Source organism: Streptomyces sp. RKAG293, from assembly GCF_023701745.1.
In the GTDB taxonomy this organism is placed as follows: Bacteria; Actinomycetota; Actinomycetes; order Streptomycetales; family Streptomycetaceae; genus Actinacidiphila.
Map to the genome: position 1 here is coordinate 3,545,116 of NZ_JAJOZB010000001.1, position 18,539 is coordinate 3,563,654.

An 18,539-nucleotide genomic window follows, 5' to 3' on the forward strand; every position below is an offset into this window, starting at 1 on the left:
CCGCACATGCCGAGTCTGGCGCCGCCCACTCCCCCGGTACCGCTCGCCGACCTGCTGGCCCGCACGGACCTGGGACTTCGGCAGGTCGCGGGTCCGCGCGAGGACATTCCCGTCCACTGGGTGCACACCAGCGAGATGGAAGACCCGGTTCCGTATCTCCTGGGCGGCGAGCTGCTGCTGACCGCCGGGGTGCACTTCCCGTCGGCGAGCGACACCACGGGGCGACGGAAAACGCGCCCGGACGACGCCGGCCGCGGCGCCACCGATGACGTCGGCGCCGGCCAAGCCGAAGACGACGACGGCAGTGTCGACGACGCCTATCTCGACCACTACGTGGCACGCGCCGTGGAGGCGGGCGCCGCGGCGCTCGGCTTCGGACTCGCCCCCGTCTACGACAGGACGCCCCGCGCCCTCGTGGAGGCGTGCGACCGGTACGCCCTGCCTTTGGTGGAGGTTCCGCCGCAAACCCCGTTCACCGCGGTCGCCCGGGCCGTCTGGCAGGCGATGGCCGAGGCCCGTCATCGCGAGCTGCGCCGGGTCACCGAGGCCCAGCAGTCCCTCGCCTCCGCCGCCGCCCGCCCCGAGCCGGTACCCGCCGTGCTGCGTCAGCTCGCCCACCATCTGGGCGGCTGGGCGGCCCTCCTCGGCCCCGGCGGCGGGGAGCTGTACGGGGCGGGCACCCGCCCCGGGCCGCCGGTCCGCGCGGCGCTCGGCCAGCTGGCGCAGGTCGTCAGGCCGCTGCCGGGCAACCGGTCGCAGACCGTCCAGGCCCCGTCCTCCGCCACCGACACCGTCGCCGGCGCGCATCTGGCGGCCTACGCGCTGGCCGGAAGCGCCCCCGGCGAGGGCCTCGTGCTGGCCGTCGCGGCGGGGCGGCGCGATCCGGCCGACAACGCGCTCACCGGGGTCGCCACCGTGCTGCTCTCGCTGCTCACCGGCCCCTATCAGGGCACGGCCGACACCGACCGTTCCGCCGCCCTGGTGCGGCTGCTGCTCGGCGCACGTCCCGAGGACGTCGCGCCCCTGCTGACCGGTCCCACCCGTCCGGCCGCAGAAACCGACAGCGGCGCTGAACACCCCGAAGCGGCCGGGCCGCGCTGGATCGTGGTGCACGGGCATCACCGCGGCTCCGGCCCCACCCGCGGCGAGGCGGCACCCCTGGCCGCCGCCGCCCTGGCAGCCGCGCTCGGCACCGCGCTGGTCGACGCGGACGGGGTCGCCGCCGTCCGGGCCCTGCTGCCCGCCGACCGCCGGATCTCCGCGCAGCCCGGCTGGACGCTCGGGGTCAGCGCCCCCGCGTCCACGGCGGAACTCTCCGCCGCCGACGCCCAGGCGGCGGGTGCGCTGCGCCGGGCCGTCGCGAACCGCTCCGGGCTGGCCCGGCACCGCGGCGGCGGCGCGGGCATGACGGCACTCGTGGCGCCCGAGGAGGCGCGTGCCCAGGCCCGTGCCCTGCTGGCACCGCTGCTGGACTCCCCCGCCCTCGTGGAGACGCTGCGGGCCTGGCTGGCGCTGCACGGCAGCTGGGACCGCAGCGCGGTCGCACTGGAAGTGCACCGCAACACGGTGCGGCAGCGCATCGCACGGACCGCCGCGCTGCTCGACGCGGACCTCGACGACCCCGACACCCGCATGGACCTCTGGTTCGCCCTGCGCTGGCTCTGAGCAGCGACAACGCCGGGGTCGACATGCGACCGGGACCCGTGCCGGGATCGGAACCGAAGCCCGAAGGGACCCCGTCGACAGTCGGCGGAAAGCCGGTCCCCGGCCCCTCCGAGGGTCACACATCGGTGTCGATCACCCTCGCCCCCTACGCCCGTGCGGCCAGGCGCGACAATGAGACACATGCCCCATGACACGACGCCGTCCCGCCAGTCCCTCGCCGAGCACCTCATACGCACCCGCATCGCGGGTGACGTGGCCACGAGCCGCGAGAACAACCTCGATCACTACCGTGAGCTCGCCGAGGGGAACCGCTACTACTGGTTGGGCCTGGAGCTCGGCGACCGCTGGACGGATCCGCGGGCCGTGCTGGAGCTGATGGTGGAACGCTGCGGGGTCGTCGCCAACCCGAAGCACCGCAGGGGACAGGACACCATCGACGCGGAACTGACGATCGACGCGCTGGACCGGATGGCCGTCGAGCTGCGCAAGGCCGCGGAATCCCGGGCCCGCGTGCTGTTCGCCACCGGTCACCCGGCCGGGATGTTCGCCGTGCACCAGGCGCTCGCCGCCGCGCTGCGCGACGCGGGCTGCGAGATCCTGCTGCCCGCGGACCGGCTGTACGCCGACAACGGCGAGATCCGGCACATCGGTGGTGTGTCCGTTCTGCACCGCGGCGGAAACCTCATGCACACCCACTCCCCCGACCCCATGCGGGAGGTGCTGGACGCCATGGAGAACGAGGGCCAGGAGCCCGATCTCGTCGTCGCCGACCACGGGTGGGCGGGCTTCGCGGGCAGCCAGGGCATCGACACGGTCGGTTTCGCGGACTGCAACGATCCCGCGCTGTTCGTCGGCGAGGCCGAGGGCGACCTGACGGTGACGGTCCCCCTGGACGACAACGTGCCACCCCACCTGTACGACCCGCTGACCGCCTACCTGCTGGCCGCCGCAGGCCTCGAAGCACGGATCTGAGCCCGGCGCGGGCACGCGGCCTACCTCCGCGCAGCGGATCCGGACTCTGCGGATCCGAAGTCTCTGGTTACGATCGCAGAGGGGCTTCAGAAGGCAGGCGCAAGTTGATCCATGTAGCGATCGTCGACGACGAGGCGCTGGTCAGGGTCGCCCTGCGGCGGATTCTGGAGACCGCGGGAGACATCGCGGTGGTCGTCGACTGCGACGGCCGGGACGCGGTGGCCGCCATCGAGGCGGCCGGACCCGACCTGGTGCTGCTGGACGCCGTCATGCCGGCACCGGACGGCCTCACGGTCCTGCGGGAGCTGCGCGCGCTGCCGCGGCCACCCGCCGTCGCCATGCTCACGGCGTTCGACACCAGCGCGTACATCAGTGCCGCGATGCGGGAGGGCGCTACCGGCTTCCTCCTCAAGGACACGGCCGTGGGCACACTGATCGACGCCGTGCGGGTCCTCGCCTCCGGCGGGACGGTCTTCACGCCGACCGTCGGCCGTACGGTCGTCCGCGGGTACCTCGGGGCGGGGGCCGGAACCGGCCTCGACAACCCCGGCGGTGCGGACGCCGTCGCCCTGGGCCTGCTCACCCTGCGCGAGCGCGAAGTCCTCGCCCTCCTGGCGGCGGGTCTGCCGAACTCCGACATCGCCGCACGGCTGGGGATCACGGTCGCCACCGTCAAGGACCATGTGCGCGCGGTGCTGCGGAAGCTGGACGCGCCCAACCGGGTCGCCGCGGCCGTGCTCGCCCACCGCGCGGGACTCGCCCCGGCCGCGGAGCGGACGTGAGACTGCGGCCCGCCGTCCTGGATGCCGCCCTGATCGCCCTCTCGGCGACCGAGGTGTGGGCGACGCGGTCGATGGGCGGCTCCCTCTCGCTCGCCGTCGCGTGCACCGCGACGGCCGCTCTCCTGGTGCGCCGGCGGTTTCCGCTGCTCGCCTTCGCGGCGACGCTGCCCGCGCTCTCGCTCGGGTACGTGTGGCTGGCGCCGATGGCCGCGCTCTACCAGGTCGCCTCCGGCGGGACGGGCCGCACGGTGCCGGACACGAACGGCGGCACCGGGTCGGGCCCCCGTGTCACACCCCGGATGTGGGTCATCGGCGGCTGCGCCGCGGCCGTGGCCGTGGTCTCCTTCGTCCCCTGGCCGTGGCTGGGCACGATCGACTGGGAGCCGGCGCCCACGATCCTGGCGCTGCTGCTGTCCGCCCTGCTGGCCACCGCCCCCACGGCCCTGGGGCTGCTCAGCTCCTCCCGGCGGGAGCTGGCGGCCCGGCTCGCCGAGCTGGCCGAGAGCCGGGAACGCGAAGGGCGGCTCGCCGCCGAGCAGGCCGTCGTGCAGGAACGCGCCCGGCTCGCCCGCGAGATGCACGACACCGTCGCGCATCACATCAGCCTCATCGCGGTGCAGTCCGGCGCGCTGGAGGTCACCGCACGGAGCCAGGAGGCCCGCGACGCGGCCGGAGCGGTGCGCGAGCTGAGCCGGGACGCGCTGGACGAACTGCGCCGCATGGTGGGCCTGCTGCGGCTTCCCGTGACGAACGCGTCCGGCTCGTCGGACCCGGCGGGCCGGGCACGTCAGGCGGGCATGACGCCGCCGGCCGGACCCGGACTGGCCGAGCTGCCGGCGCTGCTGGCGACGGCGGGCCCCACGGTGCGGGGGCAGGTAGACGCGGGGAGCTGCCCGGAGCCCGTCGGGCAGGCCGCCTACCGGATCGTGCAGGAGTCGCTGACCAACGTGCGCAAGCACGCGACGGGCGCCGAGACGGAGGTCGACGTGCGGCTGACCGGGGGACGGCTCCTGGTCAGCGTCCGCAACGGCCCGCCGGGTGAGCTGCCGGGCCCCCTGCTGCCCTCCGGCGGCCACGGCCTCGCCGGCCTGCGCGAACGTGCCGCCCAGCTGGGCGGCACCCTCGACGCGTGCGCGCAGCCCGACGGCGGCTTCCTGGTGCGGGCCGTCCTCCCCGCCGCGTAGGGCGGGCGGGCCGTGTGCCCCACCCGCTAACGCGGGACGCGGACCACGCCCTCCTGGATCACGGACACCACGAGGCGACCGTCCTGGGTGTAGATCCGGGCGGTGCCCAGCCCCCGGCCGCCGGACGCCGACGGGCTCTGCTGGTCGTACAGCAGCCATTCGTCGGCGCGGAAGGGCCGGTGGAACCACATGGCGTGGTCCAGGCTGGCGCCGACCACGTCGCCGACGGCCCAGCCACCCCGCCCGTGGGCGAGGAGCACCGAGTCCAGCAGCGTCATGTCCGAGACGTACGTGGCCAGGCAGACGTGCAGCAGCGGGTCGTCCGCGAGCTTGCCGCGGGTGCGGAACCACACCTGGGAGCGCGGTTCGCGCGGGCCCTGCCCGGCGACGAGGAACGGCGGGTCCTCGGCGTACCGCAGGTCGACGGCGGCCCGCGCCTCCAGGAGGCGGTCGATGACCTTGGGGTCGGGGAACTTGTCCGCGTGCGCGGGCAGCAGTTCCTCGGCGGTGGGCAGCGACTCGGGGTCCGGCGCCGACGGCATGGGCTCCTGGTGCTCGAGCCCTTCCTCGTGCTCCTGGAAGGACGCCGACAGATGGAAGATCGGCTGTCCGTGCTGAACGGCCACCACCCTTCGGGTGGTGAAGGAGCGGCCGTCCCGGATCCGGTCCACCTGGTAGACGATCGGCGCGCCGGGGTCGCCCGGCCGCAGGAAGTACGCGTGCAGGGAGTGCGCGGCGCGGTCCCCGGGGACGGTGCGGCCCGCCGCGACCAGCGCCTGGGCGGCGACCTGGCCGCCGAACACCCGTGGCACGACCGCCGACCTGCTGATGCCGCGGAAGATGTCCTGCTCGATCCGCTCCAGATCGAGCAGACCGAGCAGGGACGTCAGCGCTGTGTTCACAGGGTCGCGCTCACAGGCCCATCGACTTGGCGATGATGGAGCGCATGACCTCGCTGGTGCCGCCGTAGATGCGGTTCACGCGGTTGTCCGCGTACAGGCGGGCGATGGGGTACTCCAGCATGTAGCCGTAGCCGCCGTGCAGCTGCAGGCACTTGTCGATGACGCGGGCCGCGACATCGGTGCAGAAGAGCTTGGCGGAGGCGGCGTCGGCGGCGGTCAGCTCCCCGGCGTCGTGCGCGTCCAGGGCGCGGTCGACGACGGCCTGGGCCGCGTCCACCTCGGCCTTGCAGTCGGCGAGCACGAACTTGGTGTTCTGGAACGAGGCGACGGACTGGCCGAAGACGGTGCGGTCCTGGACGTACGCCTTGGCGAAACCTATGGCGGCGGAGGCCTGCGCGTAGGCGCCCACGGCGATGGCGATCCGCTCCTGGGGCAGGTTCTGGCCGAGGTAGGAGAAGCCCTTGCCCTCCTCGCCGAGCAGGTCCTCGACGGGCACCTTCACGTCGGTGAAGGACAGCTCGGCGGTGTCGGAGGTCTTGAGGCCGAGCTTCTCCAGCTTGCGGCCGACGGCGTAGCCCTCGGACTTCGTGTCGACGACCAGCAGGGAGATGCCCGCGCGGCGGTCCTCGGGGGTGGCCGGGGCGGTCCTGGCGCAGACGATGACGCGGTCGGCGTGCACACCGCCGGTGATGAAGGTCTTGGCGCCGTTGAGGACGTAGTGCGTGCCGTCCTCGGAGAGCTTGGCGGTGGTCTTCATGCCGGCCAGGTCGGAGCCGGTGCCCGGCTCGGTCATGGCGATGGCGGTCATCATGTCGCCGGAGACGAAGCCGGGGAGCCAGCGCTTCTTCTGCTCGTCGTCGCAGTAGGCCAGCAGGTACGGGAGGCAGAGGCCGGTGTGCACGCCGCTGCCGCCGAAGCTGACGCCCGCGCGGGCGCACTCCTCGGTGATGACGGCCTGGAACTTGAAGCTGGTCTCGCCGGCCCCGCCGAATTCCTCGGGCACTTCGATACCGAAGACGCCCAGCTCACCGAGCTTGCGGTAGAAGTCGCGGGGGGCCTGGCCGGCCGCCAGCCACTCGTCGTAGACGGGAACGACCTCGGCGGCGATGAAGTCCCGGATCGTCTCGCGGAACGCTTCGTGGTCCTCGTTGAACACCGTACGACGCACTTCGCGCCTCCTCTGGGCCTGAGACATGGATCCGGGACCGGGGTCCGGAAAATAAGCAAGCGCTCAGTAAGTTACTCGCCGGTCGTCCATGCTGTCCAGGGCCGTCAGTGCACCGAGTGCCAGCCGGCGCAGCAGCGCCGCGGTGTCGTTCCGGTCCGGGAGCCCGCTGTGCGCGCCCAGGTGCGGGGTGGAGTTGAGCAGCCCGAAGACCGCGTGCACGGCGGCCCGCACCTGCGGCTCGGGCGCGGCCGGACGCACCTGCCGGACGACGTCGACCCACTGCTCGACGTACTGCCGCTGGAGCTGGCGCACCAGCTTGCGGTCGGAGTCGCGCAGCCGGTCCAGTTCGCGGTCGTGCAGGGTGATCAGCGGGCGGTCGTCGAGCGCGAAGTCGATATGGCCGCGGACCAGCGCGTCCAGTGCTCCGGCCGGGTCGGAGGCCTCGGCGACCCGGGCCTTCCCGGCCGTGAGCAGCCGGCCGCTGATGCCGACGAGCAGCTCGGCGAGCATCGCGTCCTTGCCCGCGAAGTGCCGGTAGAGGCCGGGTCCGCTGATGCCGACCGCGGCCCCTATCTCGTCCACACCGACGCCATGGAATCCGCGTTCGGCGAAGAGCCGGGCGGCCTCCCGCAGGATCTGGTCGCGGCGGTTCTCGCTCGCCTTCGTGGGGTGCATGGAACGAGTCTAGACAATCCCGTTAGCGAGCGTTAACGTGAAGGTCACCACGTTAACGCTCGCTAACTTCCGGGGGCCCGACACATGGCAGCACCCGTCCTCTCCAGCGCCGCCGATCCGGCGTCGGAGACCTACCGTGCCAATGCGGCGGCGCACGCCGAACTGAGTGCGCGGCTGCGCGACAAACTCGCCGCCGCCCGGCTCGGCGGCGGCGAGAAGGCCCGCGCCCGGCACACCGCGCGCGGCAAGCTCCTGCCCCGTGACCGGGTGGACGGGCTGCTCGACCCCGGCTCGCCCTTCCTGGAGCTCGCGCCGCTGGCCGCCGACGGGATGTACGAGGGCCAGGCCCCGGCCGCCGGCGTCGTCGCCGGCATCGGCAGGGTCTCCGGCCGTGAGGTCGTGGTCGTCGCGAACGACGCCACGGTCAAGGGCGGCACGTACTACCCCATGACGGTGAAGAAGCACCTGCGGGCGCAGGAGATCGCGCTCGACAACCGGCTGCCGTGCGTCTATCTGGTCGATTCCGGCGGCGCCTTCCTGCCCCGGCAGGACGAGGTGTTCCCGGACCGCGACCACTTCGGCCGGATCTTCTACAACCAGGCGACGATGTCGGCCCGCGGCATCCCGCAGATCGCCGCGGTGATGGGCTCGTGCACGGCCGGCGGCGCGTACGTCCCGGCCATGAGCGACGAAGCGGTGATCGTCCGCAACCAGGGCACGATCTTCCTGGGCGGGCCGCCGCTGGTGAAGGCCGCGACCGGCGAGGTCGTCACCGCCGAGGAGCTCGGCGGCGGCGAGGTGCACTCCAGGATCTCCGGCGTCACCGACCACCTCGCCGAGGACGACGCCCACGCGCTGCGCATCGTGCGGAACATCGTGTCCACCCTCGGCCCCCGGGTCCCCCGCCCCTGGGACCTCGACCCGGTCGAGGAGCCCGCCGTCGACCCGGCGGGGCTCACCGGCGCCGTGCCCGTCGACTCCCGCACCCCGTACGACGTGCGCGAGGTCATCGCCAGGATCGTCGACGGCAGCCGCTTCGCGGAGTTCAAGGCGGAGTACGGCACGACGCTCGTCACCGGCTTCGCCCATGTGCACGGCCACCCGGTGGGCATCATCGCCAACAACGGCATCCTCTTCGCCGAGTCCGCCATGAAGGGCGCGCACTTCATCGAGCTGTGCGACCAGCGCGGCATCCCGCTGCTGTTCCTGCAGAACATCTCCGGGTTCATGGTGGGCCGCCAGTACGAGGCGGGCGGCATCGCCAAGCACGGCGCGAAGATGGTCACCGCGGTGGCCTGCGCCCGGGTGCCCAAGCTGACGGTCGTGATCGGCGGCTCGTACGGCGCCGGCAACTACTCGATGTGCGGGCGCGCCTATTCACCGCGCTTCCTGTGGATGTGGCCCAACGCCAAGATCTCCGTGATGGGCGGCGAACAGGCCGCCTCCGTGCTCGCCACCGTCAAGCGCGACCAGATCGAGGCGGCGGGCGGCGAGTGGGCTCCCGATGAGGAGACCGCGTTCAAGGACCCCATCAGGGCCCAGTACGACACCCAGGGCAACGCCTACTACGCGACCGCCCGGCTCTGGGACGACGGCGTGATCGACCCGCTGGAGACCCGCACGGTCCTGGGCCTCGCGCTCACCGCCTGCGCCAACGCGCCGCTGGGTGAGCCCGGCTACGGCGTCTTCCGGATGTGAGGACAGAGATGACCATGTTCGACACCGTCCTCATCGCCAACCGCGGTGAGATCGCCGTCCGGGTGATCCGCACACTGCGGCGCCTCGGTGTGCGATCGGCCGCCGTGTTCAGCGACGCCGACGCCGACGCCCGGCACGTCCGCGAAGCCGACACCGCGGTCCGCATCGAGAACTACCTCTCCATCGACGAGCAGTTGCGCGCCGCCGCCCGTACCGGGGCCCAGGCCGTGCACCCCGGCTACGGCTTCCTCGCGGAGAACGCCGCCTTCGCGCAGGCCTGCACCGACGCCGGGCTCGTCTTCATCGGACCGCCGGCCTCGGCGATCCAGCTGATGGGCGACAAGATCCGCGCCAAGGCGACCGTTCTGAAGGCCGGTGTCCCGGTCGTACCGGGATCGTCCGGCAGCGGTCTGACCGACACCCAACTCATCGGCGAGGCACAGAAGATCGGCATGCCGGTCCTGCTCAAGCCGTCCGCGGGCGGCGGCGGCAAGGGCATGCGGCTGGTGCGGGACGAGACGCAGCTCGGCGACGAGATCGCCGCCGCCCGGCGCGAGGCCCGCGGTTCCTTCGGCGACGACACCCTCCTCGTCGAGCGCTGGATCGACCGGCCGCGGCACATCGAGATCCAGGTGCTGGCCGACGCCCACGGCAACGTCGTCCACCTGGGCGAGCGGGAGTGCTCGCTGCAGCGCCGGCACCAGAAGGTGATCGAGGAGGCCCCCAGCGTGCTCCTGGACGAGGCCACCCGCGCGGCGATGGGCGAGGCCGCCGTGCAGGCCGCCCGTTCCTGCGGCTACGTCGGCGCGGGCACCGTCGAGTTCATCGTCCCGGGCGCGGACCCGTCCGCGTACTGCTTCATGGAGATGAACACCCGCCTCCAGGTCGAGCATCCCGTCACCGAACTCATCACCGGCCTGGACCTCGTCGAGTGGCAGCTGCGCGTCGCCTCCGGCGAGCGCCTGCCGTTCGGGCAGGAGGGCGTCACCCTCACCGGCCACGCCGTCGAGGCCCGGATCTGCGCCGAGGACCCGGCCCGCGGCTTCCTGCCCTCCGGCGGAACCGTGCTGTCGCTCCACGAACCGCAGGGCGACGGGGTCCGCACCGACTCCGGGCTCGCCGAGGGCACCGAGATCGGCAGCCTGTACGACCCGATGCTGTCCAAGGTCATCGCGTACGGCCCCGACCGCGCCACCGCGCTGCGCAAGCTGCGCGCGGCGCTGGCCGGCACCGTCACCCTGGGTGTCGCCACCAACGCCGGCTTCCTGCGGCGGCTGCTGGCCCACCCGGAGGTGGTCTCCGGAGTCCTCGACACCGGACTGGTCGAGCGCGAGGTCGGCTCGCTGATCTCACCGGACGTGCCGCCCGAGGTCTACGCCGCCGCGGCACTGCTGCGCCAGGCCGCTCTGCTCCCCCCGTCGGACGCCACCACCTGGACCGATCCGTTCTCGGCGGCCGACGGCTGGCGGCTGGGCGGCGAGCCGGCCTGGACCACCCACCATCTGCGAGTGCCGGGCCACGAGCCGCTGGCCGTCCGGGTCCGCGGAGGCGAGGTCCGGGTGGGCGACGCCGCGGCGGTGCCCGCGCGGCTGGTCCCCGACGGCGGACGCGGCGTCCTGCACTGGGACGGCGCCACCCATTCCTTCCACCACGCGGGCGCCTGGCTGGGCCGTGACGGGGACAGCTGGCACGTCGCGGACCACGACCCCGTCGCGGCCGCCCTGAGCGGCAGCGCGGGCGCCGGTGGCACCGGCGCGCTCACCGCGCCGATGCCCGGCACGGTGACCGTCGTCAAGGTCGCGACCGGGGACGAGGTGACCGCGGGCCAGAGCCTGCTGGTCGTCGAGGCGATGAAGATGGAGCACGTCATCACCGCTCCCCACGACGGCACGGTCACCGAGATCGACGTCACCCCCGGCAGCACCGTCGCCATGGACCAGGTGCTCGCCGTCGTCACTCCCCGGGAGGAGTCATGACCAACGGCCTGCCCATGTCCGTACCGGCCGCCGGGCTGCCCGCGCGGGTCAGGATCCACGAGGTCGGCGCGCGCGACGGGCTGCAGAACGAGAAGACGACCGTCCCGACCGCGGTGAAGGCCGAGTTCATCCACCGGCTGGCCGCCGCGGGCCTCGGCACGATCGAGGCGACCAGCTTCGTGCACCCCAAGTGGGTGCCCCAACTGGCCGACGCCGCCGAGCTGATGCCGCTGCTGGCCGATGTGGACGCGCATCTGCCGGTGCTGGTCCCCAACGAACGGGGTCTGGAACGCGCCCTGGCGCTCGGCGTCACGGAGATCGCGGTCTTCGGCAGCGCGACCGAGTCGTTCGCCAAGGCCAATCTGAACCGGACCGTCGACGAGTCCCTCGCCATGTTCGAGCCGGTCGTCGCCAGGGCCCGGGAGGCCGGAGCCACCGTGCGCGGCTATCTCTCCATGTGCTTCGGCGACCCGTGGGAGGGCCCGGTCCCGGTGGAGCGGGTGGCGGCCGTCGCCCGCCGGCTGTACGACCTGGGATGCACCGAGCTGAGCCTCGGCGACACGATCGGGGTCGCCACCCCCGGCCATGTCACCGCGCTGCTCGCCGCCCTGGTGGAGCAGGGGGTCCCGACGGACCGGCTCGCCGTGCACTTCCACGACACGTACGGCCAGGCGCTGTCCAACACCCTGGCCGCCCTCCAGCGGGGGGTGACCGTCGTCGACGCCTCCGCGGGCGGCCTCGGCGGCTGCCCGTACGCGAAGAGCGCCACCGGCAACCTCGCCACAGAAGACCTCGTCTGGATGCTGAACGGCCTCGGTATCGACACCGGGGTCGACCTCGACCGCCTCACCGCCACGAGCGTGTGGATGGCGGAGCAGCTCGGGAGGCCAAGCCCCTCCCGCACCGTCCGCGCCCTCTCCCACCAGGAGCCGTAGTCATGTCGATCGACCACCGCCTCGCCCCCGAGCACGAGGAACTGCGCCGCACCGTCGAGGCGTTCGCGCACGACGTGATCGCGCCGAAGATCGGGGAGTTCTACGAGAACCACGAGTTCCCGTACGAGATCATCCGTGAGATGGGCCGGATGGGCCTGTTCGGTCTGCCCTTCCCCGAGGAGTACGGCGGCATGGGCGGCGACTACCTCGCCCTCGGCATCGTGCTCGAGGAACTCGCGCGGGTGGACTCGTCCGTCGCCATCACCCTCGAAGCGGGCGTCTCCCTGGGCGCGATGCCGGTCTTCCGCTTCGGCACCGAGGAGCAGAAGCGCGAGTGGCTGCCGCGGATGTGTTCCGGGGAGATCCTGGGCGCGTTCGGGCTGACCGAGCCCGAGTGCGGTTCCGACGCCGGCGGCACCCGCACCACCGCCCGGCTGGACGAGGCGACGAACGAATGGGTGATCAACGGCACCAAGTGCTTCATCACCAACTCCGGTACGGACATCACGGGTCTGGTCACGGTCACCGCCGTCACCGGCCGCAAGGACGACGGACGGCCGCTGATCTCGTCGATCATCGTGCCCTCGGGCACGCCGGGCTTCGGTGTCGCGGCCCCGTACTCCAAGGTCGGCTGGAACGCCTCGGACACCCGTGAGCTGTCGTTCTCCGACTGCCGGGTCCCGGCCGCGAACCTGCTCGGCGAGGAGGGCCGCGGCTACGCGCAGTTCCTGCGGATCCTCGACGAGGGCCGGATCGCGATCTCGGCGCTGGCCACCGGGCTGGCCCAGGGCTGCGTCGACGAGTCCCTGGCGTACGCGAAGACCCGGGAGGCGTTCGGCCGGCCGATCGGCGCCAACCAGGCGATCCAGTTCAAGCTGGCCGACATGGAGATGCGCGCCCACATGGCCCGTATCGGCTGGCGCGACGCGGCCTCCCGGCTGGTGAACGGCGAGCCGTTCAAGAAGGAGGCGGCGATCGCCAAGCTCTACTCCTCGACGGTCGCCGTCGACAACGCCCGTGAGGCCACCCAGATCCACGGCGGATACGGCTTCATGAACGAGTACCCGGTGGCCCGTATGTGGCGGGACTCCAAGATCCTGGAGATCGGCGAGGGCACCAGCGAGGTCCAGCGGATGCTGATCGCCCGCGAGCTGGGGCTCTCGGGCTGACGCGGCGGGTCGATCGGCGGCCGGCGGGCCCGGCGGCGGTCGGTCCCGAGGACCGTCCGCCGCCGGCCGGCTGTCAGCCGCTCGGCCAGGGGACCTGGGGCGAGCGGTAGTAGCCGATGCCCAGGGCCGTCCAGCGCGGGCCCTGGGCGGCGAGCCGCACCTTGTAGGCATCCCACTGGTGGGTGGCCGCCGGGGACCACCCGATCTCGGCGATTCCCGGCAGTCTCGGGAAGGTCATGTAGTCGGCGTCCGCGCTGGTCACAATGGTCTCCGTCCACAGCGGCGCCTCCACGCCGAGGACGGCGGCGGCGGGTGCGCCCTTGATGAAGGTGGCGGGGTCCCAGTTGTAGGAGTCCTTCACCTCGACGAAGCCGGCCCAGTTCTGGCCGAGCGGGGTGGAGGCGTTGTACTTCATGTCCAGATAGGCGCGGTTGGCGGGCGAGAGGATCAGCCGCATTCCGGCCTTGGCCGCGTCCGCGACCTCCTTCTCGCCGCCGTTCGTGCCCCAGTACTGGCCGACGGCCCCGGCGACCGGGTGCGCGCCCGCCAGCTGGTGCCAGCCGATCACGGTCTTCCCGTACTTGGTGACGAGCGGCTGGACCTTGTCCATGAACGTCACGTAGTCGGCGTGGCTGGTGGAGTGCGCCTCGTCACCGCCGATGTGCAGATACGGGCCCGGGGTGAGGGCTGCCAGCTCCCCCAGCACCTGGTCCGCGAACCGGTAGGTGACGTCCTTGGCGACGCACAGCGAACTGAAGCCGACACTGGTGCCCGTGTAGAGCGGCGGGGCGATGCCGTTGCAGTTCAGCTCCGCGTAGGAGGCGAGGGCCGCGTTGGTGTGGCCGGGCATGTCGATCTCGGGCACCACCGTCAGATAGCGGCTGGCGGCGTAGCGCACGATCTCGCGGTAGTCGGCCTTCGAGTACGAGCCGCCGGGTCCCCCGCCGACCTGGGTGCTGCCGCCGTAGGCGGCCAGCCGCGGCCAGGAGTCGATGGCGATCCGCCACCCCTGGTCGTCCGACAGATGCAGATGCAACTGGTTGATCTTGTAGAGGGCGAGCTGGTCGATGTACCGCTCGACCTGGGCGACGGAGAAGAAGTGCCGCGACACGTCGAGCATGCCGCCGCGGTAGGCGTAGCGCGGTGCGTCGGTGATGGTGCCGCCCGGCACCTTCCAGGGGCCGCTCTGCGCGGTGCGCTTCTCGATCGTGGCGGGGAGCAGCTGGCGCAGCGTCTGCACGCCGTGGAACAGCCCGGCGGCCTGCTCGGCGCCGATGGTCACCGACTGCCCGGAGACGACGAGCCGGTACCCCTCCGCTCCGAGTGCCACGGCCGTGTCGCGGGGCGCCCCGGCGCCGTCCGCCTTGGGATCGGCCGTCCCGGCGCCGGCGGCCTTGTCGCTGCCCGCACCACTGATCGTCGCTCCCAGCTTGAGCACGATGCCGTCGCCGCCTCCGTCGTCCGCGACGACGGGCAGCGGGTATCCGGTGGACGGCCGCAGCACGGCCGCGAGGTAGTCGCCGACCTTCCGCACCTCGTCGGAGTTCCCGGGCACGTGGATGCGGGTGCCGGCACCGATGGCGTAGGAGGCGCCGCCGGACTGTACGGAGGCCGGGGCGGGGACGACCCGCTCCATGACGGTCGCCTCGGCGTCGGCTCCGGCGGCCGAAGCGGCCGGCGCGGTCGGGGCCGAAGCGCAGGCGGCGCCGGTGATCAGCAGCAGCGAGCAGAGGACCTGGGGCAGGTGGTTCCGGACGCTGGGTCGTCTCACAGGGGGATTCCCTTCGGCGGGCGGCGGAGAGTACCGATGCCCTCTGGGTACCCTGCACCCCCCGAGCGGTCAAGGTGTAGACCAATTCCCCACACTTTTGGCTCACCCCGATCCACCTCCTGCCCGAAATCGGGCAGGATTCTTGCAAACGGGCGATGATCACACCAGTATCGACGGATGCCCGAACGCCAGACGTCCCATGAGGACCTTGTCGACCACCTGGTCCGCACCACACCGCTGCACCGCGGTGAGGCGGTCCGGGTGATCCAGGACGTGCTGGCGTACTTCGACGAGACGACCGAGCTGTTCGTCCGCCGCCGGCACCGCGAGCTCCAGGCCAGGGGCCTGGTCAACGCGGTGATCTTCGAGCGGATCACCGAGGAGCTGCCGTACCGCGCGGTGACGCCTCCCGAGCTCTCCCTGCGGCAACTGCGCCGCATCGTCTACGGCTGACGCCGGCGGACGCCGGCTCACCTCGGCGGACGCCGGCTGACACACCGGAAGCACCCGGTGCCCCTCGTGCGGAACGGGCACCACCTACTACTGACTTACGACGGAGAGGGACGACCATATGTGCGGGATCGTCGGATACATCGGTAAGCGCGACGTGGCTCCACTGCTGCTGGAAGGCCTGCAGCGGCTGGAGTACCGGGGCTACGACTCGGCGGGCGTCGTCATCACCGGCAAGTCCGGGGTCCTCAAGACGGTCAAGGCCAAGGGCCGGGTCCGCGAGCTGGAGGCGCGCATCCCCAAGCGCTTCGCCGGCACCACCGGTATCGCGCACACCCGCTGGGCCACGCACGGCGCTCCGAACGACGAGAACGCGCACCCCCACCTTGACGCGGAGGGCAAAGTCGCCCTCGTCCACAACGGCATCATCGACAACGCCGACGACCTGCGCGCCAAACTGATCGCCGACGGCGTGGAGTTCACCTCCGAGACCGACTCCGAGGTCGTCGTGCACCTCATCGGCCGCTCGCAGGCCGACACCCTCGAGGCCAAGGTCCAGGAAGCGCTGCGCCGCGTCGAGGGCACCTACGGCATCGCCGTCATGCACCAGGACTTCCCCGACCGCATCGTCGTCGCCCGCAACGGCTCGCCGGTCGTGCTCGGCATCGGCGACAAGGAGATGTTCGTCGCCTCGGACGTCGCCGCGCTGGTCAGCCACACCCGCCAGGTCGTCACCCTCGACGACGGCGAGATGGCCACCCTCAAGGCCGACGACTTCCGCACGTACACCACCGAGGGTTCCAGCACCTCGGCCACGCCGACCACCGTGGAGTGGGAGGCCGAGTCGTACGACATGGGCGGCCACGACACGTACATGCACAAGGAGATCTCCGAGCAGCCCGACGCGGTCGACCGCGTGCTGCGCGGCCGTATCGACGACCGGTTCTCCACCGTGCACCTGGGCGGTCTGAACCTCGACCCGCGCGAGGCGCGGAGCGTCCGCCGGATCAAGATCCTCGGCTGCGGCACGTCGTACCACGCGGGCCAGATCGGCGCGCAGATGATCGAGGAGCTGGCCCGCATCCCCTCGGACGCCGAGCCCGCCTCCGAGTTCCGCTACCGGAACCCGGTCGTCGACCCCGACACCCTCTACATCGCGGTCTCCCAGTCCGGCGAGACCTACGACGTGCTCGCCGCCGTCCAGGAGCTCAAGCGCAAGGGCGCGCGCGTCCTGGGCGTGGTGAACGTCGTCGGCTCGGCGATCGCCCGCGAGACGGACGGCGGCGTGTACGTGCACGCCGGCCCCGAGGTCTGCGTCGTCTCCACGAAGTGCTTCACCAACACCGTGGTCGCGTTCGCGCTGCTCGCGCTGCACCTGGGCCGGATCCGCGACCTGTCGGTCGCGGACGGCAAGCGGATCATCGCGGGGCTGCGGAAGCTGCCGGCGCAGATCGCCGAGATGCTGGAGGGCGAGGCGGAGATCGAGAAGCTGGCCGCCGAGTACGCGGGCGCCAAGTCGATGATGTTCATCGGGCGCGTGCGGGGCTATCCGGTGGCGCGTGAGGCCTCGTTGAAGCTCAAGGAGATCAGCTACATCCACGCGGAGGCGTACCCGGCCTCCGAGTTGAAGCACGGTCCGCTGGCGCTGATCGAGCCGGCGCTGCCGACGGTGGCGATCGTGCCGGACGACGATCTGCTGGACAAGAACCGGGCGGCGCTGGAGGAGATCAAGGCGCGGAGCGGGCGGATTCTGGCGGTGGCGCACCAGGTGCAGGAGAAGGCGGACCACACGATCGTGGTGCCGAAGAACGAGGTCGAGCTGGATCCGATCCTGATGGGGATTCCGCTGCAGTTGTTCGCTTACCACACGGCGAAGGCGATGGGGCGGGACATCGACAAGCCGCGGAACTTGGCGAAGTCCGTGACGGTGGAGTAAGCCTGCGGGTTGGTTTGTGGTTCCGGGGGCCGGGTCCTCCGGGGTGGGTTTCGAAATCGACTATTTACGGTCCCCCAACCTTCGGCCGGGGGTGCCCCCAGCGGCCCACAAATAGCCCGGCAGCATTTCGGAACCCCACCCCTGCGGCCCCGGCCCCCTTGCGTCCCCTCTGACCTGCGGGAATGCGGGCGCGCTAGCGCCGCCGGGGTCCGGGGCTTGGGCCTGCTGCGGCGACGTTTGCGGGGCGCGTGGGTCCGTGGTGGTTCTACGGGATGACGATGACCGGGCGTTGCGCCCGGCGGGCCAGGCGGCCCGCTACCGAGCCGAAGATGCGGCCGATGATGCCCTGGGTGCCGCCCACGACGATGGCGTCGGCCTCGTACTCGCGGCCGACCTCCTCCAGTTCGTGGCAGATGTCGCCGCCGCGTTCGACGAGGATCCAGGGGACTTCGGCGAGGTGGTCGGCACAGGCGAGTTCCAGCCCCAGGACCTCGGTTCTGTGGTCGGGGACATCGACGAAGACCGGTGGTTCGCAGCCCGCCCAGACCGTGGCGGGGAGGCGGTTGGCCACGTGGACGATGATCAGCGCCGAGCCGAGGCGGCGGGCCATGCCGATCGAGTAGGCGAGTGCCCGCTCGCTGGAGACCGAACCGTCGAATCCCACCACGACACCGTGCCGGAAGGCCGGGTCGCAGGACGAGCGCAGCTCGGGGGCCGCTTCGGGGAGCGCCGCCGATTCGGCGAGCGGCTTGCCTTCAGCGGGCTCAGGGAGCTCATAACCGGCCATGATGCGGTTTCTCGACAAGGGCGGCGTGGAGACGCCGACCGGCGGACAACGGCGGTGCTGCGGTCGTCACAGCGAGCTTCGCTGCGTCTTCGGTAATACCCTGACGGGGGCCGCGAGGCTGACCGGTTTCGGCCAGTTCGAGGCTTCCGATCCTTGTGACTCCAGAGTACGGCGGAGACGTATCCCTGCACAGACTCATCGAGCCTCCGCAGGCATTACGTACCCGGAGTTTCCAGGAGAATGCCGCAGCCCGGCCGTGAGCGCAACGTCGCGCCGTCATCCGGCCGGACGAATCCGCGCGGCGGGAGCGGCCGTCGCGGGCGGGCCGGCTCCAGAACGGGTCCAGGGCGGCTCCAGAACGGCTCGAGGGGTCTTCCGGAGCGATCCGAGGGCTTCCCCCGGAGGCACCCGGGTGCGATGCGGAGAGCACCCCGGACCTGCACGGGACGCCCGGCAGGAGGCCACCGCA

15 protein-coding genes are annotated in these 18,539 nt (G+C 72.1%); 10 read left to right on the forward strand and 5 right to left on the reverse strand.

Annotated features, from left to right (window positions below):
* The first annotated feature begins 6 nt into the window (after nt 1–6).
* From LNW72_RS15650 to LNW72_RS15665, 4 genes are all read left to right on the forward strand, one after another.
* Nucleotides 7–1,665: a PucR family transcriptional regulator gene (locus tag LNW72_RS15650; protein WP_250975983.1), complete on the forward strand. Its 1,659-nt coding sequence runs from the start codon at nt 7–9 to the stop codon at nt 1,663–1,665.
* 180 nt (nt 1,666–1,845) lie between these two features.
* A complete protein-coding gene (locus LNW72_RS15655) occupies nt 1,846–2,637 on the forward strand; it encodes a phosphatase (RefSeq protein ID WP_250975984.1) in 792 nt (263 codons plus the stop codon).
* Nucleotides 2,638–2,741: 104 nt separating this feature from the next.
* A complete protein-coding gene (locus tag LNW72_RS15660) occupies nt 2,742–3,419 on the forward strand; it encodes a response regulator transcription factor (RefSeq protein ID WP_250975985.1) in 678 nt (225 codons plus the stop codon).
* The gene (locus LNW72_RS15665) at nt 3,416–4,603 is read left to right on the forward strand and encodes a histidine kinase (protein WP_250975986.1); all 1,188 of its coding nucleotides are present in this window, start codon (nt 3,416–3,418) and stop codon (nt 4,601–4,603) included. Before LNW72_RS15660 ends, LNW72_RS15665 begins: the two co-directional genes overlap by 4 nt.
* Before the next feature lie 26 nt (nt 4,604–4,629).
* Here LNW72_RS15665 and tesB read toward each other — a convergent pair whose 3' ends face one another.
* The 3 genes from tesB to LNW72_RS15680 all read right to left on the reverse strand — a co-directional run bounded on the left by tesB (nt 4,630) and on the right by LNW72_RS15680 (nt 7,348).
* Nucleotides 4,630–5,505, reverse strand: coding sequence for an acyl-CoA thioesterase II (gene tesB, locus LNW72_RS15670; protein ID WP_250975987.1), 876 nt, complete (start codon nt 5,503–5,505; stop codon nt 4,630–4,632).
* A 10-nt stretch (nt 5,506–5,515) separates the two neighbouring features.
* The gene (locus tag LNW72_RS15675; protein ID WP_250975988.1) at nt 5,516–6,673 is read right to left on the reverse strand and encodes an acyl-CoA dehydrogenase family protein; all 1,158 of its coding nucleotides are present in this window, start codon (nt 6,671–6,673) and stop codon (nt 5,516–5,518) included.
* 63 nt (nt 6,674–6,736) lie between these two features.
* Entirely contained in the window at nt 6,737–7,348 is a 612-nt protein-coding gene (locus tag LNW72_RS15680; protein WP_250975989.1) for a TetR/AcrR family transcriptional regulator, read from the reverse strand.
* Between the two features lie 84 nt (nt 7,349–7,432).
* Here LNW72_RS15680 and LNW72_RS15685 point away from each other — a divergent pair, with 84 nt between their 5' ends.
* The 4 genes from LNW72_RS15685 to LNW72_RS15700 are packed head-to-tail and all read left to right on the forward strand — an operon-like array spanning nt 7,433 to nt 13,126.
* Entirely contained in the window at nt 7,433–9,046 is a 1,614-nt protein-coding gene (locus tag LNW72_RS15685; protein ID WP_138355053.1) for a carboxyl transferase domain-containing protein, read from the forward strand.
* A gap of 14 nt (nt 9,047–9,060) precedes the next feature.
* Complete coding sequence (locus tag LNW72_RS15690; protein ID WP_250980170.1) at nt 9,061–11,022, forward strand: acetyl/propionyl/methylcrotonyl-CoA carboxylase subunit alpha; 1,962 nt, start codon at nt 9,061–9,063, stop codon at nt 11,020–11,022.
* The gene (locus LNW72_RS15695; RefSeq protein ID WP_250975990.1) at nt 11,019–11,957 is read left to right on the forward strand and encodes a hydroxymethylglutaryl-CoA lyase; all 939 of its coding nucleotides are present in this window, start codon (nt 11,019–11,021) and stop codon (nt 11,955–11,957) included. Before LNW72_RS15690 ends, LNW72_RS15695 begins: the two co-directional genes overlap by 4 nt.
* 2 nt (nt 11,958–11,959) lie before the next feature.
* On the forward strand, nt 11,960–13,126 hold the full coding sequence (locus tag LNW72_RS15700; protein WP_250975991.1) for an acyl-CoA dehydrogenase family protein: 1,167 nt from the start codon (nt 11,960–11,962) through the stop codon (nt 13,124–13,126).
* A gap of 73 nt (nt 13,127–13,199) precedes the next feature.
* Here the strand turns inward: LNW72_RS15700 and LNW72_RS15705 are convergent, their stop codons facing one another.
* The gene (locus LNW72_RS15705; protein ID WP_250980171.1) at nt 13,200–14,762 is read right to left on the reverse strand and encodes a beta-N-acetylhexosaminidase; all 1,563 of its coding nucleotides are present in this window, start codon (nt 14,760–14,762) and stop codon (nt 13,200–13,202) included.
* Nucleotides 14,763–15,074: 312 nt separating this feature from the next.
* Here LNW72_RS15705 and LNW72_RS15710 point away from each other — a divergent pair, with 312 nt between their 5' ends.
* Nucleotides 15,075–15,350, forward strand: a complete 276-nt coding sequence (locus LNW72_RS15710) for a hypothetical protein (RefSeq protein WP_250975992.1) — start codon at nt 15,075–15,077, stop codon at nt 15,348–15,350.
* A 118-nt stretch (nt 15,351–15,468) separates the two neighbouring features.
* On the forward strand, nt 15,469–17,283 hold the full coding sequence (gene glmS / locus LNW72_RS15715) for a glutamine--fructose-6-phosphate transaminase (isomerizing) (RefSeq protein ID WP_250975993.1): 1,815 nt from the start codon (nt 15,469–15,471) through the stop codon (nt 17,281–17,283).
* A 265-nt stretch (nt 17,284–17,548) separates the two neighbouring features.
* Here glmS and LNW72_RS15720 read toward each other — a convergent pair whose 3' ends face one another.
* A complete protein-coding gene (locus LNW72_RS15720; RefSeq protein WP_138355048.1) occupies nt 17,549–18,070 on the reverse strand; it encodes a universal stress protein in 522 nt (173 codons plus the stop codon).
* Between the last annotated feature and the right edge of the window lie 469 nt (nt 18,071–18,539).

Excerpts from the sequence above, each read along its gene's own strand:
- LNW72_RS15705 (WP_250980171.1), bottom strand. The coding sequence starts at position 14,762 with ATGGAGCGGGTCGTCCCCGCCCCGGCCTCCGTACAGTCCGGCGGCGCC.
- LNW72_RS15720 (WP_138355048.1), bottom strand. The coding sequence starts at position 18,070 with ATGGCCGGTTATGAGCTCCCTGAGCCCGCTGAAGGCAAGCCGCTCGCC.
- LNW72_RS15690 (WP_250980170.1), top strand. The coding sequence starts at position 9,061 with ATGTTCGACACCGTCCTCATCGCCAACCGCGGTGAGATCGCCGTCCGG.
- LNW72_RS15695 (WP_250975990.1), top strand. The coding sequence starts at position 11,019 with ATGACCAACGGCCTGCCCATGTCCGTACCGGCCGCCGGGCTGCCCGCG.
- LNW72_RS15655 (WP_250975984.1), top strand. The coding sequence starts at position 1,846 with ATGCCCCATGACACGACGCCGTCCCGCCAGTCCCTCGCCGAGCACCTC.
- LNW72_RS15680 (WP_250975989.1), bottom strand. The coding sequence starts at position 7,348 with ATGCACCCCACGAAGGCGAGCGAGAACCGCCGCGACCAGATCCTGCGG.
- LNW72_RS15700 (WP_250975991.1), top strand. The coding sequence starts at position 11,960 with ATGTCGATCGACCACCGCCTCGCCCCCGAGCACGAGGAACTGCGCCGC.
- glmS (WP_250975993.1), top strand. The coding sequence starts at position 15,469 with ATGTGCGGGATCGTCGGATACATCGGTAAGCGCGACGTGGCTCCACTG.
- LNW72_RS15685 (WP_138355053.1), top strand. The coding sequence starts at position 7,433 with ATGGCAGCACCCGTCCTCTCCAGCGCCGCCGATCCGGCGTCGGAGACC.
- LNW72_RS15710 (WP_250975992.1), top strand. The coding sequence starts at position 15,075 with ATGCCCGAACGCCAGACGTCCCATGAGGACCTTGTCGACCACCTGGTC.
- LNW72_RS15650 (WP_250975983.1), top strand. The coding sequence starts at position 7 with ATGCCGAGTCTGGCGCCGCCCACTCCCCCGGTACCGCTCGCCGACCTG.